Genomic DNA, 15,959 nt, shown 5'->3' on the forward strand with positions numbered 1-15,959 from the left:
TCAGGCTGAACGATGTAGCGGCATCCTTAAGGAACGCGGGACGGGGAAAAGGAATGCGGATCACTACTGCTCAATCCGCACCTTTCACGAAACGTGGTAAACAAGCCGTTAATGCCGATGGGAATTTTTTAACGTTTGTGTTCAAAACGCCATTTTTGGCGGCAATTGCCCCCGAACGCGTCACATCGAATGGCCACTCGCGCGCTCAGGCGGGCCTGGGATATTGCAGCTCGATTTTCACGCCTTCGGGTCCGTAGACGAAGACCTGGCCGAGATCGGTGTCGGGGATATCGTAATATTCGTAGCGATAGCCGCCAGCCTTGATGCGTTCCAGCGCCGGCCCGAATTCATAGAGGCTGAAGGCGACATGATTGAAGATGCCGGGCGGAAAATCGGTGCTGCGCGATGTCAGGCTGAGATGAATGACCGGGCGTTCGTCCAGATAGAGCCAGTGGCCGGGCGAGGCGAAGGGCGGCCGATAGCCTTCCCGAACGCCGAGTACCGCTTCCAGGAAGCCGATCATCTGAGGCGCATCGCGGGTCTCGATGGTGACGTGGTCCAGGCGCGGCATTGGTGTCCTCCCAGCCAGCGTTGACGGCAAAGTCTAGCCCGTTTGAAACCGCCGCGAAAGTCGCCTCGTCCGCCTATAACAGGGGCTCAGAAGCTCTCCGTCCAGGGCCGGACTTCCACCTCCAGCGACCACGCGCTGCGGTGCTGGCGAAGCACGTCGATGTAAGTCTGGGCGATCGAATCCGGCAGCAGCGTGCCATCCGGCTTCTCCACCCGGTCCGGCCGGATCTGCGAGCGCACCGCGCCGTCGATGACGAAATGCGCGACATGGATGCCCATCGGCCCGAGTTCGCGGGCTGCACTCTGGGCAAGGCCGCGCAGCGCGAATTTGCCCATCGCGAAGGGGGCCGACTGCGCAAAACCCTTCACGCTTGCCGACGCGCCTGTCATGAGGATGGCGCCGCGGCCGCGCGGGATCATCCGCCGCGCCGCCTGCTGCACCACCAGGAAACCGCCGAAAGCGGTGGTCGCGATGGCCTTCTCGACCTCGGCGGGATCGAGTTCGGCGAGCGGGCCGCGCTGACGGGCGCTGGCATTGAAGATCACCACGTCAGGTCCGCCGATTGCGGCGGCAGCCTCTTCGAAGAGTGCTGCGACGCTCGCAGGTTGCGAGACATCCGTTGTAAAGGCGCTGGCGCCGGTCTCCTCGATGAGCCCTTGCAGTTTCTCGATATTGCGGGCGGCGAGCCCGACCTTGACGCCGTGCGCCGACAATTGCCGGGCAAGCGATGCGCTGATGCCCGAGCCCGCGCCGACGATGAGTGCGCTCTCATAGGGAAAGTCGGTCATGATGTCTTCCTCGATGGATCGTCCCACAGACGTAGGACGTCGGAACGACTTGCGCCACTGCCCGGCCGATACTCTGTTCTGCGATGGACAAGGAAGATGAGATGGCGTCTGCTCTCCAGTACTTCATCGCGGCGGATTCGTGCTCTCGAATTTTTTCAAGAAAAGACGGCACCAGCGCAAAATTTGACGTTTACGCAAACGTCAATATTTTGTAAGACAGTGCCCAAGGCCGGCGCAACCCGGTCAGCCGAATGGGAGGAATTTGAGAGATGCCAGTCTACAAGGCCCCGGTGAACGATACGCTTTTCGTCCTGAACGACGTGCTGGGTCTCGAACGCTACAACAATCTGCCCGGTTTTGCCGATGCGACTCCCGATATGATCGAAGCGATCCTCGGCGAAGCCGGAAGGGTTGCCGAGGAAGCTCTCTTTCCGCTGAATTATTCCGGTGATCAGCAAGGCTGCACGCGCCACGACGATGCGAGCGTCTCGACGCCCAAGGGTTTCAAGGAAGCCTATAAAGCCTATCGCGAAGGCGGCTGGATCGGCCTTGCGGTGCCGGAGGAATTCGGCGGGCAGGGGCTTCCCTATACGCTGCATACCGCCGTCGGCGAATATACCTCCGCCGCCAACATGTCGCTGATGATGTATCCGGGCCTGACGCAGGGCGCGATCGCCGCACTCCTCGTCCACGGCTCCGACGAGCAGAAGGCCACCTATCTGCCGAAGATGGTGGACGGCACGTGGTCCGGCACCATGAACCTGACCGAGCCGCATTGCGGCACCGATCTCGGCATGCTGCGCACCAAGGCGGTGCCGCAGGCTGACGGCAGCTACAAAATCTCCGGCCAGAAGATCTTCATCTCCGCCGGCGAGCACGACCTGACCGACAATATCATCCATCTGGTGCTGGCCCGCATCGAGGGTGCGCCCGAGGGCACCAAGGGCATCTCGCTCTTCATCGTTCCGAAATTCCTCGTCGGCAAGGACGGCGCGGCCGGCGCCCGCAACGCTGTCTCCTGCGGCGCCATCGAGCACAAGATGGGCATCCACGCCAACGCCACCTGCGTGATGAATTACGACGAGGCGACCGGCTTCCTGATCGGCGCCGAAAACCGCGGCCTCAACGCCATGTTCGTGATGATGAACGAGGCCCGTCTGATGGTCGGCCTGCAGGGCATCGCCATTTCCGAGATCGCCTATCAGAACGCCGCCAGCTACGCCCGCGACCGCATCCAGGGCCGTTCGCTGTCCGGCCCCAAGGCGCCGGACAAGAAGGCCGATCCGATCATCGTCCATCCTGATATTCGCCGCACGCTGATGACCATCCGCGCTTTCAACGAGGCCGGCCGCGCCTTCCTGCTCTGGACCGCGCTCAAATCTGATATCGCCCACCGCGCTAGCGACGAGCAGGAGCGCCAGACGGCCGACGATATTCTCGGCCTCGTCACCCCGATCCTCAAGGGCGTGATGACCGACAAGGGCTTCGATCATGCCGTCATGGCCCAGCAGGTCTTCGGCGGCCACGGCTATATTGAAGAACACGGTATGAGCCAGTATGTGCGCGATGCCCGCATCGCCATGATCTATGAAGGCGCCAACGGCATCCAGGCGCTCGATCTCGTCGGCCGCAAGCTGGCCTTGAACGGCGGCCGCGCCGCCATGGCCCTCTTCAAGGAAATCGGCGATTTCTGCGAGGAGAACCGCAGCAACGACAAGCTCTCCTTCTTCACCAAGCATCTGAAGAAGGGCTTGAACGACGCCCAGGGCGCGACCATGTGGTTCATGCAGAACGCCATGGCCAAGCCGGACAATGCCGGCGCCGGCTCGACCGACTACATGCACCTCTTCGGCCTCGTCATTCTCGGATATATGTGGGCGAAGATGGCCAAAGCCGCCGAGGACGGCCTTGCATCCGGCGATGCCGCCCGCGAGGATTACCTGAAGAACAAGCTGGTCACCGCCCGCTTCTTCATGGAACGCCTGATGCCGGAAACCGCGCTTCGCAAGGCCCGCATCGAAGCCGGCGCCGACACGATGATGGAACTGGCTGCCGAAGCGTTTTGATTGTGTCCCCTTCTCCCCAGCGGGGGTCCGAAGGACGGGTCGAGACCGGTGGCTCGACCCAGGCAGAGGTGGCCCAAAGGGCCGGATGAGGGGGGCGCGCCGCAGGCGCGTCTTTCTTCTGGCTCCGGCTTTGTCGGACCCCCTCATCGCCTCGCTTTGCTCGGCACTTCTCCCCGCTGGGGAGAAGAGAAAAGATACGCATTCACCGGCGCCGCCGCGCCGTCAGGGAGATGAGACAATGACCGAGGTTTTCATTTACGACCACGTGCGTACGCCGCGCGGCCGTGGCAAGAAGGACGGCGCCCTGCATGAGGTGCCCTCCGTCCGCCTCGCGGCAAAGACGCTGGAAGCGATCCGCGACCGCAACGGGCTGGACACGGAAACGGTCGACGACATCATCATGGGCTGCGTCGATCCGGTCATGGATGCCGGCGCCGTCATCCCCAAGGCCGCCGCCTTCGAAGCCGGTTACTCCACGAAGGCGCCCGGCATGCAGATCTCCCGCTTCTGCGCCTCCGGCCTCGATGCCGTCAATTTCGGTGCGGGCAAGATCGCTCAAGGGGCCGACGATATCGTCATCGCGGGCGGCGTCGAAAGCATGTCCCGCGTCGGCCTTGGCATGTCCGGCGGCGCCTGGTTCATGGATCCTTCCGTGAATTTCCCGGCCTATTTCATGCCGCAGGGTGTCTCGGCCGATCTGATCGCCACCAAATACGGTTTCAGCCGGACCGATGTCGACGCTTATGCGGTGGAGAGCCAGAAGCGTGCCGCCCATGCCTGGGAAAAGGGCTGGTTCGACAAGTCGGTGGTCCCGGTCAAGGACCAGAACGGCCTGACGATCCTGGCCAACGATGAGCACATGCGCCCCGGCACGGATATGCAGGCGCTCGCCTCGCTCAATCCATCCTTCCAGATGCCCGGCGAGATGGGCGGCTTCGAGGCCGTCGGCATCCAGGCCCATCCGGAGATCGAGCGCATCAACTATGTCCATCATGCCGGCAATTCCTCCGGCATCGTAGATGGCGCCAGTGTGGTCCTGCTCGGCTCCAAAGCCGGCGGTGAGAGCATGGGCAAAAAGCCGCGCGCCCGCATCAAGGCTTTCGCCAATATCGGCTCCGATCCCGCCCTGATGTTGACCGGGCCAGTCGACGTCACCGAGAAACTGTTGAAACGATCAGGCATGAGCCTTGCCGACATCGACCTCTTCGAACTGAACGAGGCCTTCGCTGCCGTGGTGCTGCGCTACATGCAGGCCTTCGACATCGACCATGACAGGATCAACGTCAATGGCGGCGCCATTGCCATGGGCCATCCGCTCGGCGCCACCGGCGCGATGATCCTTGGCACCGTGCTGGACGAACTTGAACGCCGCGACCTCAACACCGCGCTGGTGACGCTCTGCATCGGCGCCGGCATGGGCACGGCAACGGTTATCGAAAGGGTCTGACGATGGGCTTCAACACCGGCACGATCGAAACCGAATATGCCGAGGTCAGCGAGCACTGGTCGCCCCGCGTCATCGCCGATCTCAACGGCCAGAGCGTCAAGCTCGCCAAGGTTAAGGGCCAGCTCGCCTGGCATTCCCACCGCGACGAGGACGAGCTTTTCCTCATCTGGAAGGGGTCGCTTACCATCGAATATCGCGACCGCCCGCATGTGCATCTGAAGGCCGGCGATTTTCATGTGGTGCCGAGGGGCGTCGAGCATAATCCTGTTGCCGAAGAGGAATGCTGGATCGTGCTTTTCGAGCCGTCGCTGACCAAGCACACCGGCGATGTCGTCACCGAAAAGACGAAGACCTTAGACGCGCAGCGCAGCCATTTGCCGGCCTGATCGGGGAGGAAACCCAATGACCTACACCAATTTCACGCTCGAAACCGACGCCGACGGCATCGCTCTCGTCACCTGGGACATGCCCGGCAAATCAATGAACGTCTTCACCGCGGAGGTGATGGCCGAACTTGACGCGATTATCGACGCCACGACCGCCGATGCGGCCGTCAAGGGCGTCGTCTTCACCTCCGGCAAGTCCTCCTTCTCTGGCGGCGCTGATCTGTCGATGATCAAGTCGATGTTCAGTTCCTACCAGGAGGAGAAGGCAAAGAGCCCCGAGACGGCGGTGCAGAACCTCTTCGGCCTGGTCGGCCGCATGAGTGGCCTGTTCCGCAAACTCGAGACATCGGGCAAGCCCTGGGTGTCCGCCATCAACGGCACCTGCATGGGCGGCGCCTTCGAACTGTCGCTCGCCTGCCACGGCCGCGTCGCCTCCAATGCCAAGAGCGTCAAGATCGCGCTGCCCGAGGTGAAGGTCGGTATCTTCCCCGGTGCCGGCGGCACGCAGCGTGTGCCGCGGCTGGCGAACGCCCAGGATGCGCTGCAGATGATGACGACCGGCCAGTCGCTGACCGGCTCCCGCGCCAAGGCGATGAACCTCGTGCATCAGGTGGTCGAGCCGGATCAGCTCATCCCCGCCGCCAAGCAGATGATCAAGGATGGCCTGAAGCCGGTCGCCCCCTGGGACGAGAAGGGCTTCAAGGCGCCCGGCGGCGGCATCTGGACGCCGGCTTCTGCCCAGCTCTGGCCGGCAGCTCCGGCGATCCTGCGCAGGGAAACATCGGGCAATTATCCGGCAGCTCTTGCCATCCTGAAATGCGTCTACGAAGGCCTGCAGGTGCCGTTCGACACCGGCCTGAAGATCGAGCAGCGTTATTTCACCGAGGTGCTGCAGACCCGCGAAGCCTTCTCGATGATCCGTTCGCTGTTCATCTCCATGCAGGAGCTCGGAAAAGGCGCCCGCCGCCCGGCAGGTCATGCGAAGACCGAGCTGAAGCATGTCGGCGTCGTCGGAGCCGGTTTCATGGGTGCCTCGATCGCTTATGTCACGGCCGCCGCCGGCATTCCCGTGACGCTGATCGACCGCGACATCGAAGCGGCGACCAAGGGCAAGACCGTCTCCGAAGGCCTGGTCAAGGATTCTGTCGGTAAGGGGCGTCTTACGCAAGATGAGGCGGCCGCATTGCTCTCCCGCATCACACCCTCGGCAGACTATGCCGACCTCGCCAATGCCGATCTCGTCATCGAGGCGGTGTTCGAGGATCGTGAGGTGAAGAAAGCGGTCATCGAGGCGGTCGAAGCCGTGCTGCCGGAAGGCGCGATCTTCGCTTCCAATACTTCGACCCTGCCGATCTCAGGTCTCGCCAAGAATTCGAAACGCCCCGCCGATTTCATCGGCATCCACTTCTTCTCGCCTGTCGAGAAGATGATGCTGACCGAGGTCATCCTCGGAAGCGACACCGGCGACAGGGCGCTGGCCGTTGCTCTTGATTATGTCTCCGCCATCAAGAAGACGCCGATCGTCGTCAATGACACCCGCGGCTTCTTCGTCAATCGTTGCGTGCTACGCTACATGTCGGAAAGCTACGACATGCTGATCGAGGGCGTGCCGCCTGTGATGATCGAGAATGCCGCCAAGATGGCCGGGATGCCGGTCGGTCCCCTGGCGCTCAACGACGAGGTCGCCATCGACCTCTCGCTGAAGATCCTCAAGGCGACGGTCGCCGATCTCGGCGAAAAAGCCATCGACCCCAGGCATATGGAAATCATTTCCCGCATGGTGGAAAAGGAGGGACGTTTCGGCCGCAAGAATTCCAAGGGCTTCTACGACTACCCGCCGAAGCCGGCGAAGAAGTCCCTCTGGCCCGAACTCAAGTCCTTCTATCCGCAGAAACCGGCGGACGAGGTAGACGTCAACGTCCTGAAGCAACGTTTCCTCGTCACCATCGCGCTCGAAGCCGCCCGCACGGTTGAGGAAGGCATCGTCACCGATCCGCGCGAAGCGGATGTAGGCTCGATCCTGGGCTTTGGCTTCGCGCCCTATACCGGCGGAGCGCTGAGCTATATCGACGGGATGGGTGCGAAGGCCTTCGTGGAACTGGCGGAAAAGTTAGCCGGTACTTACGGAATCCACTTCAAGCCGACGCCGCTGCTGAAGGACATGGCCGCCAAGGGTGAGACGTTCTACGGCCGGTTCGACCCCTATGAGAAGGTGGGGAAGGCGGCTTAGGCCGCCTTTACCATCCTGCCACGGCACGACGTCAAAGAATCCTCCATCGGCCCGCTCGACTTTCCCTAGCTGCGGCCTTGTCACGGACACAATTTCCGATTACATATCCGCGCATCGATCTTGCTAGATGAACTTTGAAACGGCCTCGTGTCGTTCCTGGCGAACTTCCTCCAAAATCGGTTTTCATCGCCGCTCGGTATTTATCCGAGCTGCAGTCTTCTATGAACGATTCGAAAAGGATATCGTCATGAGCACAGGTACCGTAAAGTGGTTCAACGCAACCAAGGGCTTCGGCTTCATTCAGCCGGATGACGGCGCAGCCGACGTTTTCGTCCACATCTCTGCCGTTGAACGCGCTGGCATGCGCGATCTCAAGGATGGCCAGAAGCTGTCTTACGAGCTCGTCCGCGACAACAAGTCCGGCAAGATGTCGGCAGACCGCCTCCAGGCGGCCTGAGCCTTAAGGCTCTAAATATCATCTCCGGATCGTGACCACGGATGTACTGGCACGGTTCGTTGAGATAGCAGGGAAGGTCGGGTTCACCCGGCCTTTTTTTGTGTCTGGCCGGTTGATGCCGTGCCCGATTGGCGGAGTAGCCGGCATCGCCTTGGCACATAGGTCGTGCCGTGTAAGCCCCCCTCTGCCCTGCCGGGCATCTCCCCCACAGGTGGGGAGATCGCAAGTGGCTTGAACTTCGTATCCATCTATCGTTTCGTCGTGCTGGACGCCGATTGTTTGGGGAAGCCAGTGAGCCCAGCCAATCTCCCCACCTGTGGGGGAGATGCCCGGCAGGGCAGAGGGGGCGGCCACGGCATGACCTTAGAGAATCTTTCGCATCGTCAAGCCGAGTGCGTCGCTAACGACAAAAGTCGCTCAACCTTCTGGCGCCTCGCCACCCTCAAGCATCTCCATCACCCGCGCCATCACGATCCGCGCCGCATCGAGTTCGGCTGACGTAAACGCGGCGCCGAGCCCGTCGGCCCATCCGGCTTGCGCGAGCTCGATAACGCCGAGCCGCGCCGCCCCTTCTTCCGTCAATCGTACCAGCTTGGCGCGCTGGTGCTGCGGGTTGTCGGCATAGGCGATCAGCCCTTCATTCTCCAGCGCATCGGCCAGCCGCTGCACGCCCTGGCGGGCGAGGCCGAGCGCACGGGCGATCTGCGCCACCGACATGTCGCTCCGTCGTGCCGCCGCCAGCACCTGCCAGCGCGCGCTCGTCTGTCCTGCCGGCTTTGCCAGTCGGTCGCCGGCGGCCGTCAGATGGCCGGCGAGACGAAGGGCGGTGATTGCGAAAGCGGAAAAGGCATCCCCTTCCATTGTCCGCTCCGGTCGATTTTGTTTGACAACATGTTGTCGATTTTGTATCTCATCCATAATGACAACATATTGTCATATCCGGAAACTGAAGGCAACGCCGAAGGAGGAGAGCGCCATGAAGAAAACCTACAGAGGAAGCTGCCATTGCGGCAAAGTGCACTATGAGGTGGACATGGACCTCGAGGAGGGCACTGGCCGCTGCAATTGTTCGATCTGCGCCAAGCGGCGCTATTGGGGCGCCAACGTCAAGCCGGAGGATTTCCGGCTGATGTGCGACCAGGCGGAAACGTCCGACTACCAGTTCAACACCATGAGCGGTCATCACCGCTTCTGCCGCACCTGCGGTGTGCCGGCCTATGGCGACGGTTATGTCGAAGCGATTGGTGGCGCCTATGTCTCGATCAACATCGCCTGCCTCGACGATATCACCCCTGAGGAACTGGCAGCACTGCCTGTCCGTTACTCCGACGGCAGGCACGATGCCTGGTGGAACGAACCGGCGGTGACGAGTTATCTCTGACGCAATTCCAAAAGTGCGCAGTGGTTCTATCGCTGATGTCGGATCGTCGTCCTCCCCTTCGTCCTCTGTCCATAACGGAGAAGGAGAACGACCGTGAAAGACGAAGCGAATGCGAAGATCGAGGAAGAGGCGATCATCGCCATGCTGATGATGCGCGCCAAGGCGCTGGGCGAAAAGAACGCCAAGGACGCACTTTCCTACGAGACCGAGGATGAAATCGAATTTTCGCTGGCGCCGCCGCTCGTCTACCACGGCCAGGACGAAGCGGGTCTGCAGGCCTGGTTCGATACCTGGGAAGGCCCGATCGGCGGCGAGGTGCGCGATGCCAGACTGACGGTTGGCGAGGATGTCGCTTTCTGGAGCGGCCTCACGCGCATGAGCGGGACCAAGACCGACGGCACCGCCGTCGATCTCTGGTTTCGCCAGACCCTCGGTCTCGTCAAGCAGGATGGCCGCTGGCTGGTTGCCCACCAGCACGCCTCGGTGCCCTTCGCCATGGATGGAAGCGGCCGGGCACTGCTCGATCTCAAGCCGTAAAGGAATGTCAGGCAGCACTCCCCGCGACCTTCCGCCGGTCGGCGCGAATGCTCACCAATCCGACGCCCATCAAAAGCAGGATCGCCGTCGCATAGATATCCGTCGTCAATGCGTAACCGGCCGATTTCGCTAGGAACCCGGCCAGAATCGCCGGCAAGCTGAAGGCGAGGTAGCTCTGGACGTAGAAGGCCGATAGCAGCCCGGCCCGCTCGTCCGGTTTGGCGAGCGGCATGATGGTGCCGATAGAACCGAGGAAATTGGTGCCGAAACCGACGCCGGTGAAAATCGTGCCGACGAGCAGCAGCGGTACATTGGCAAGATGCACGCCGGCAACGACGGTCAGGATGCCGAGCGTCTTGGCCGATACGCCGAAAACCAGATTGGCCGAGGCCGTCTTGCTGCGCCTGAAATAGACGGCGATTGCTCCGCTCACCATCAATGCGGTGACGACAGCCCCGCCCGTCAGCGGCGCGGGGCTGCCGGTTGTGCTGGCGACCAAGGACGGGACCAGCGAGAGATAGAAGCCTGCAAGCGTCCAGTTGGCGATGTTGATCGGGGTCACCAGCGACAGCGGCCGCTTCACCTGCTTGGGAATGGTGACCCGCGGTATCAGCGAGCCGAGAGCGCCCGGTCGCTTGGCCCCGGTCTCGCCTGTCAGCCAGATGGCAGCTGCCTGCAGCGTGAAGGCGACAAACAACAGCGCATAGACCAGATGCATCGGGAAGGGGCCGTATTGGATCAGGGCGCTGGTGCCCACTGCCCCCACTGCCATGCCGCAAAGCGGCGCGATCGAATTGACGATCTGTCCCTTTGCCCGGTCGACATCGACGAGCGCTGCTCCGATCGAGGCGCCGGCGATCCCGGTTGCCAGCCCCTGCACGATCCGCGCCGCGATCAGCCAGGCGGGACCGCTCGCGACGACGAAGAGGCCCATCGCGGCGATTTCGAGCACGAGGGCGAAAAAGATCACCGGCTTGCGGCCGAGATGATCCGAGATCGAACCGGCGATCAGCAGCGCCGCCAGCAGCGCGAAGGCGTAGACCGCGAAGATCACCGTGATCAGCACCGGCGAGACGGAAAAACTTTCCTGATAGATCCGGTAGAGCGGCGTCGGCGCCGCGGAGGCGGCGAAGAAGGTCGCGAGCGTCAGCGCATGAAAGCCGATCGAGGGACGCAGCGAATTCTCGGTGGATTTGGCTGCGGCGAACATATATAAGCCTCTTAAAGCTAAGCTGTTGCGTTAGCTTATGTAGAGCAGGCATTTCGTAAAAGCAAATTCTTTGCATTAATAGGTCTGTCAAAGATTTTGAACCATCGGTGTCAAAGGGCGAAAGTCGGGTTGCGCGCATGACAGTGAAAGAGAATCTCCGTCCGGGCGGCAGAAGCGCCCGGGTTCAGGCATCGGTGCACAAGGCGGTCCGCGAGCTGATGGCCGAGATGAGCCGCGCCGAGGTGACGATCCCGCTGATTGCCGGCAAGGCGGGGGTGACGCCGTCGACCATCTATCGCCGCTGGGGCGACCTGCAACAGCTTCTCGCCGATGTCGCCGTTGATCGGCTGCGGCCGGATATGCAGCCTATCGATGCCGGTAGCGGCAAGGCCGATCTCGAAACCTGGGCCGAGCAATATGCCGAGGAAATGTCCTCCGGCCCGGGCCGCGAAATGATCCGGGACGTGCTGGCGGCGCAGGCGGGCGCGAATGCCTGTAAATGCGCTGAATTTACCCGCCAGCAGATCGACGTCATCGCCGAGAGGGCCAAGGATCGCGGCGAGGCCTTTCCGGATGTCGAACGCGTCATGGACCAGGTCGTGGCGCCGATCATGTACCGCATCCTGTTCGGCGATGTGCCGGCGACAGCCCGTGTGCGCGATCTCGTCTCGCGCGTCATAGGCGCGGCGCTTTAAGCGTGCCTTTCACTCTGCGGCGGCGCGCTTGAGGCCGGAAATCTGGGTGATATAGGCGCGCAGCGCCGCCGGCCGCACCGGCTTGTGCTGGACGGCGATACCATGTCGCTCGGCCTCGCTGCGCACCTCCGGCGTGCGGTCGGCCGTGATCAGCAAAGCGGGGATATCGGCGCCGAACTGCCGGCGCAGATGCAGGATTGCGGCAATGCCGGTGCCGTCGCCGAGATGATAATCGGCGATGACGATGTCAGGCGGTCCTTGCTGGCCATCGAGGGTGGTGACGTCGGCGAGGCAATCCAGCGACTCCACCTCGCAACCCCAGCCGCTGATCAAGAGCTGCATGCCTTCGAGGATCTTCGGCTCATTGTCGATGCAGAGGATCTTCAGCCCGCTCAGCGCCTGGCCGGGACGGTCGGCGGGCGCAACCGCTGCTGCAGCCGCGGCCGGGCGTGAGACGTCGAGCGGCATGGCGATGCGGAATTCCGTGCCCTTGCCATGCGTCGACTGCAGCTCGACCGGATGGTTGAGCACGCGGGCGATGCGGTCGACGATCGAAAGGCCGAGCCCGAGGCCGGAAGCGGTTTTCGCACCCTCGTCCAGCCGCGCAAATTCCTTGAACACCGTGCGGAATTTCGACGGCGGAATGCCGATGCCGGAATCGATCACCTGGATGATCACCTGGTTGCCGCGCCGCCGCGCCCCGACCAGCACCTTGCCTGAAATCGTGTATTTGATGGCGTTGGAGACGAGGTTCTGCACAAGCCGGCGCAGCAGGTTAGGATCGGAGCGGACCCTGAGCGACGTCGGCATGACCACCAGCTTCAGCTGTTTTTCGCGGGCGATCGGCGCGAAATCGGTCTCGATACGCTTCAGCAGGTCGGAGAGCGCGACGGAGGCAAGCCGCGGTCGCATGGCGCCGGTATCGAGCCTGGATATATCGAGCACCGCGCCGAGAATGGTCTCGACCGATTCCAGCGCGGAATCGATGTTGCGCACGATCAGGCTGTTCTCGGATTGCGCCATGCGCTCGACCAATGCCGAGGAATAGAGCCTGGCGGCATTGAGCGGCTGCAGGATATCGTGGCCGGCGGCGGCGAAAAAGCGTGTCTTGCCGATATTCGCCTCATCGGCGGCGGCGCGCGCCTCGCCGAGTTCGCGGTTGACCCGGGTAAGCTCGGCCGTGCGTTCGGCGACGCGCTGCTCCAGCGTTTCATTCGCCTGTTTCAGCGCCTGGTCGGCGCTGACGCGCTGGGTGATGTCGGTGAAGGTGGCGACGATGCCCTTGTCGGGCATCGCGTTGGAGCGCACCTCGATGATCCGCTCGCCGCCGCCGAGCACCAGCGAAAAGGGCTTGTCGAGCGTCAGGAAATGCCGCACCGTCTGGCTGAGATCGCCGGGCGCGATGTCGCCGCGCTGGCTGAGCGTGGTGACGATCTCAGACAAGGGGAAACCGACCTGGCCGGCACTTTCCGGCAGGTCCAGCAATTGCCGGAAGCGCCGGTTCCAGATCGTCAGCCGGTTGGAACTGTCGAAGACGGCAATGCCCTGATCCATCTGCGAAAGTGCCGTCTGCAGCATGTCCTGGTTATATTGCAGCGCCTCGCTCGCCTGATCGAGCAGCCAGGCCGTGTCGGAAGAAGCATCCTCGATCTTCTGCAGGATCAATGACAGCACCAGCCGCGCCGAGGATGAGCCGATGGCGCTGCCGAGCAGCTGTTCGCTGAAATGGATGAGCGCCATATCGGCCGGCTGTTCGTCCTCCAGCTTGCGGCCAGAGCTTTGTTCGTAGGTTGTGAAAGAACGCTGCATGCGTTCTTCGCCGAGATAACGTGAGATCGCCGCTTTCAGATCGCCGACGCTGATGCGGGTCTTCCAGCCGCGTGTAGCAAATTGCGAGCGAGAATGCCGCTTGACGAAGATGCCGGCCTGAATGCGTTCCAGCGGCTTGGCGTTGCGGGTAAGCGAGCCGACGACGAAGAAGGCGGTGTTGACGAGCAGGCTCATCGCCGTCGCATTGACCAGCGGATCGGCGTCGGGGGCCGTAAACAGCGTGGTCCCGGGAAAGATGAAGCCGAGCACGGCGCTCGCCACATAGGAATAATCGGGGCCGCCGAGCGAGGGCAGGAACAGCAGGTAGACCCAGATGACGAAGCCGGAGGTCAGCCCGAGGATCGCGCCGCGCGCATTCGCCCGTCGCCAGATCAGCCCGCCGAACAGCGCTGGGGCGATTTGCGCGATCGCGGCAAAGGAAAGAAGGCCGATCGAGGCAAGGCCGGCGGTGCTGTCGGTCGAGCGGTAATAGGCGTAGCCGAACAGCAGCACGGCGAAGATGGCGCTGCGGCGGATGTTGAGCAGCGTCTTGGCAAAATCGTCGCGCTGGCTGGCGCGGCCGGCGAGTTTGCGCCTGAGGAAGATCGGCATGATGATGTCGTTCGACACCATGATCGACAGCGCGACGGAATCGACGATGACCATCGCCGTTGCGGCGGAGAAACCGCCGATGAAGATGATCAGCGACACGACCGGCATCTGGCCGGCAAGCGGCAGCGACAGCATGTAGAAATCGGCATTGCCGGTGCCGCCGAAGGTCAGCAGTCCGCCGATCGCCACCGGCAGCACGAAGAGATTGATTGATATGAGATAGGTGGGAAACAGGAAGCCTGCGAGTTTCAGCTGTTTCGGGGTTCGGTTTTCGACAACCGTCACGTGGAATTGCCGCGGCAGCAGGATGATCGCGAAAGCCGACAAGATGATCAGCGTGATCCAGCGGCTGATCGGCGTATGGTAGCTGAGCGCCGACATGACCAGCTCATTGTCGACGGTCTTGCGCCAGAGATCGGTGGGGCCATCGAACAGAAACCAGATGACGCAGACGCCGGCCGTCAGGAAGGCGACAAGCTTAACCACCGATTCCATCGACACTGCGAGAATGAGGCCATCCTGATGCTCCGTCGCATCCGTATGCCGCGTGCCGAACATGATGGCGAAGCAGGCAAGCACCAGCGTTGCGACGAGCGGCAGGTCGAGGAAGTAGAGATTGCCGCTGCCGATGCCGTAATCGGACGGATTGACCATGGCGCTGACGGTGCTGGAGATCGCCTTGAGCTGCAGCGCGATATAAGGAATGGCGCCGATCAGCGAGATCAATGCGACGATCGTTGCGACCGTCGAGTTCTTGCCGTAGCGCGCGGCGACGAAATCGGCCACCGATGTGAGCTTCTCCGCCTTGGCGAGCTCAATGATGCGGCGAAGCAGCGGCATACCGAGCGTGAAGACAAGGATGGGACCGATATAGATGCCGGCAAATTCCAACCCGCGCTGCGCCGCAAGCCCGACGCTGCCGAAATAGGTCCAGGAGGTGCAGTAGATCGCAAGGCTCAGCGCATAGACCACCGGCCAGCCGCCTTCCAGCGTGCGCGGGCCGAGCGCGCCCTGGCTGCGGTTCTTGCGGTCGCCATAGCTTGCCACGGCGAAAAGCAGGAGCAGATAGCCGAAGGCAGACGCGAATATGACCCAGCCTGGAAGCATTGACCCTCCGCCGGCGGAAAACACGCCGGGACCTCCCGCAACGTGGGTAGCTTAAGTCATTTCAGACGCTTTGAAAATTGCTGGCCGTCTAGGCCTTAAGTCAAAGACCGCGGGAGAGGTATTGCTGGATAATTGCGATTGCCGATTGATTAATCGCAATGAAGATGTAGCTAATAAATTCCATTGCATATGTTTGAAATGGATCAAAGGGAGACGGATCCGATGCTCAATGAGTTCAAGGCCTTTATCGCCCGCGGCAATGTCATGGATCTTGCAGTCGGCGTCATCATCGGCGGCGCCTTCGGTGGCATCGTCAAATCTTTGGTGGATGACCTCATTATGCCGATCGTCGGCGCCATTTTCGGCGGTTTCGATTTTTCGAATTACTTCCTCCCACTGTCGTCGGCCGTCAACGCACAGTCGCTCGCCGCCGCCCGCGAGCAGGGAGCGGTGTTTGCCTATGGCAGCTTCCTCACCGTGCTCATCAACTTCCTCATTCTCGCTTGGATCATCTTTCTGATGGTCAAGGGCGTGAACACCCTGCGTGCCCAGGTCGAGCGCCAGGAAAAGGCAGCACCGGAAGAGCCGCCACCGCCACCGGCAGACGTTCAGCTGCTGACGGAAATCCGCGATCTTCTCGCCAAGCGCCCGACGGCTTGATCC

At 62.0% G+C, this 15,959-nt stretch carries 14 protein-coding genes; 9 read left to right on the forward strand and 5 right to left on the reverse strand.

Going from position 1 to position 15,959, the window contains the following annotated elements; genetic code table 11:
* Nucleotides 1-205: 205 nt before the first annotated feature.
* Both RLCC275e_RS01040 and RLCC275e_RS01045 read right to left on the reverse strand, forming a co-directional pair.
* Nucleotides 206-571: a VOC family protein gene (locus RLCC275e_RS01040; protein WP_003556288.1), complete on the reverse strand. Its 366-nt coding sequence runs from the start codon at nt 569-571 to the stop codon at nt 206-208.
* Between the two features lie 86 nt (nt 572-657).
* Nucleotides 658-1,359: an SDR family NAD(P)-dependent oxidoreductase gene (locus tag RLCC275e_RS01045; protein ID WP_003556290.1), complete on the reverse strand. Its 702-nt coding sequence runs from the start codon at nt 1,357-1,359 to the stop codon at nt 658-660.
* A 269-nt stretch (nt 1,360-1,628) separates the two neighbouring features.
* Here RLCC275e_RS01045 and RLCC275e_RS01050 point away from each other — a divergent pair, with 269 nt between their 5' ends.
* The 5 genes from RLCC275e_RS01050 to RLCC275e_RS01070 all read left to right on the forward strand — a co-directional run bounded on the left by RLCC275e_RS01050 (nt 1,629) and on the right by RLCC275e_RS01070 (nt 7,945).
* Entirely contained in the window at nt 1,629-3,425 is a 1,797-nt protein-coding gene (locus RLCC275e_RS01050) for an acyl-CoA dehydrogenase C-terminal domain-containing protein (protein WP_033181517.1), read from the forward strand.
* Between the two features lie 238 nt (nt 3,426-3,663).
* Nucleotides 3,664-4,872: an acetyl-CoA C-acetyltransferase gene (locus RLCC275e_RS01055; RefSeq protein WP_033181518.1), complete on the forward strand. Its 1,209-nt coding sequence runs from the start codon at nt 3,664-3,666 to the stop codon at nt 4,870-4,872.
* A gap of 2 nt (nt 4,873-4,874) precedes the next feature.
* Nucleotides 4,875-5,258, forward strand: a complete 384-nt coding sequence (locus RLCC275e_RS01060; RefSeq protein WP_033181519.1) for a cupin domain-containing protein — start codon at nt 4,875-4,877, stop codon at nt 5,256-5,258.
* A 16-nt stretch (nt 5,259-5,274) separates the two neighbouring features.
* Nucleotides 5,275-7,488 (forward strand): 3-hydroxyacyl-CoA dehydrogenase NAD-binding domain-containing protein, encoded by a 2,214-nt coding sequence (locus RLCC275e_RS01065; RefSeq protein ID WP_033181520.1) that lies wholly within the window; start codon nt 5,275-5,277, stop codon nt 7,486-7,488.
* A gap of 247 nt (nt 7,489-7,735) precedes the next feature.
* Nucleotides 7,736-7,945: a cold-shock protein gene (locus RLCC275e_RS01070; protein ID WP_003545273.1), complete on the forward strand. Its 210-nt coding sequence runs from the start codon at nt 7,736-7,738 to the stop codon at nt 7,943-7,945.
* Between the two features lie 417 nt (nt 7,946-8,362).
* On the opposite strand, the gene RLCC275e_RS01075 is transcribed toward RLCC275e_RS01070, so the two are convergent.
* Complete coding sequence (locus RLCC275e_RS01075) at nt 8,363-8,806, reverse strand: MarR family winged helix-turn-helix transcriptional regulator (RefSeq protein WP_033181521.1); 444 nt, start codon at nt 8,804-8,806, stop codon at nt 8,363-8,365.
* 115 nt (nt 8,807-8,921) lie between these two features.
* On the opposite strand from RLCC275e_RS01075, the gene RLCC275e_RS01080 reads away from it, so the two are divergent.
* Both RLCC275e_RS01080 and RLCC275e_RS01085 read left to right on the forward strand, forming a co-directional pair.
* Entirely contained in the window at nt 8,922-9,326 is a 405-nt protein-coding gene (locus RLCC275e_RS01080; RefSeq protein ID WP_033181522.1) for a GFA family protein, read from the forward strand.
* Between the two features lie 93 nt (nt 9,327-9,419).
* Nucleotides 9,420-9,863 (forward strand): YybH family protein, encoded by a 444-nt coding sequence (locus RLCC275e_RS01085; protein WP_033181523.1) that lies wholly within the window; start codon nt 9,420-9,422, stop codon nt 9,861-9,863.
* A 7-nt stretch (nt 9,864-9,870) separates the two neighbouring features.
* On the opposite strand, the gene RLCC275e_RS01090 is transcribed toward RLCC275e_RS01085, so the two are convergent.
* Nucleotides 9,871-11,073, reverse strand: a complete 1,203-nt coding sequence (locus RLCC275e_RS01090) for an MFS transporter (RefSeq protein WP_033181524.1) — start codon at nt 11,071-11,073, stop codon at nt 9,871-9,873.
* Nucleotides 11,074-11,210: 137 nt separating this feature from the next.
* Between RLCC275e_RS01090 and RLCC275e_RS01095 the strand changes: the two genes are divergently transcribed.
* Nucleotides 11,211-11,768, forward strand: coding sequence for a TetR/AcrR family transcriptional regulator (locus RLCC275e_RS01095; RefSeq protein WP_033181525.1), 558 nt, complete (start codon nt 11,211-11,213; stop codon nt 11,766-11,768).
* 9 nt (nt 11,769-11,777) lie between these two features.
* Here the strand turns inward: RLCC275e_RS01095 and RLCC275e_RS01100 are convergent, their stop codons facing one another.
* Nucleotides 11,778-15,296 (reverse strand): PAS domain-containing hybrid sensor histidine kinase/response regulator, encoded by a 3,519-nt coding sequence (locus tag RLCC275e_RS01100; protein ID WP_033181526.1) that lies wholly within the window; start codon nt 15,294-15,296, stop codon nt 11,778-11,780.
* Between the two features lie 222 nt (nt 15,297-15,518).
* Between RLCC275e_RS01100 and mscL the strand changes: the two genes are divergently transcribed.
* Nucleotides 15,519-15,956: a large conductance mechanosensitive channel protein MscL gene (gene mscL, locus RLCC275e_RS01105; RefSeq protein WP_033181795.1), complete on the forward strand. Its 438-nt coding sequence runs from the start codon at nt 15,519-15,521 to the stop codon at nt 15,954-15,956.
* The last annotated feature ends 3 nt before the right edge of the window (nt 15,957-15,959 follow it).

The organism is Rhizobium brockwellii (assembly GCF_000769405.2).
Classification (GTDB): Bacteria; Pseudomonadota; Alphaproteobacteria; order Rhizobiales; family Rhizobiaceae; genus Rhizobium; species Rhizobium brockwellii.

What these genes read in the sequence shown, in the direction of transcription:
- RLCC275e_RS01070 (WP_003545273.1), top strand. Translation starts at nt 7,736, where the DNA reads ATGAGCACAGGTACCGTAAAGTGGTTCAACGCAACCAAGGGCTTCGGC.
- RLCC275e_RS01040 (WP_003556288.1), bottom strand. Translation starts at nt 571, where the DNA reads ATGCCGCGCCTGGACCACGTCACCATCGAGACCCGCGATGCGCCTCAG.
- RLCC275e_RS01090 (WP_033181524.1), bottom strand. Translation starts at nt 11,073, where the DNA reads ATGTTCGCCGCAGCCAAATCCACCGAGAATTCGCTGCGTCCCTCGATC.
- RLCC275e_RS01100 (WP_033181526.1), bottom strand. Translation starts at nt 15,296, where the DNA reads ATGCTTCCAGGCTGGGTCATATTCGCGTCTGCCTTCGGCTATCTGCTC.
- RLCC275e_RS01055 (WP_033181518.1), top strand. Translation starts at nt 3,664, where the DNA reads ATGACCGAGGTTTTCATTTACGACCACGTGCGTACGCCGCGCGGCCGT.
- RLCC275e_RS01050 (WP_033181517.1), top strand. Translation starts at nt 1,629, where the DNA reads ATGCCAGTCTACAAGGCCCCGGTGAACGATACGCTTTTCGTCCTGAAC.
- RLCC275e_RS01080 (WP_033181522.1), top strand. Translation starts at nt 8,922, where the DNA reads ATGAAGAAAACCTACAGAGGAAGCTGCCATTGCGGCAAAGTGCACTAT.
- RLCC275e_RS01045 (WP_003556290.1), bottom strand. Translation starts at nt 1,359, where the DNA reads ATGACCGACTTTCCCTATGAGAGCGCACTCATCGTCGGCGCGGGCTCG.
- RLCC275e_RS01065 (WP_033181520.1), top strand. Translation starts at nt 5,275, where the DNA reads ATGACCTACACCAATTTCACGCTCGAAACCGACGCCGACGGCATCGCT.
- RLCC275e_RS01075 (WP_033181521.1), bottom strand. Translation starts at nt 8,806, where the DNA reads ATGGAAGGGGATGCCTTTTCCGCTTTCGCAATCACCGCCCTTCGTCTC.
- mscL (WP_033181795.1), top strand. Translation starts at nt 15,519, where the DNA reads ATGCTCAATGAGTTCAAGGCCTTTATCGCCCGCGGCAATGTCATGGAT.
- RLCC275e_RS01095 (WP_033181525.1), top strand. Translation starts at nt 11,211, where the DNA reads ATGACAGTGAAAGAGAATCTCCGTCCGGGCGGCAGAAGCGCCCGGGTT.
- RLCC275e_RS01060 (WP_033181519.1), top strand. Translation starts at nt 4,875, where the DNA reads ATGGGCTTCAACACCGGCACGATCGAAACCGAATATGCCGAGGTCAGC.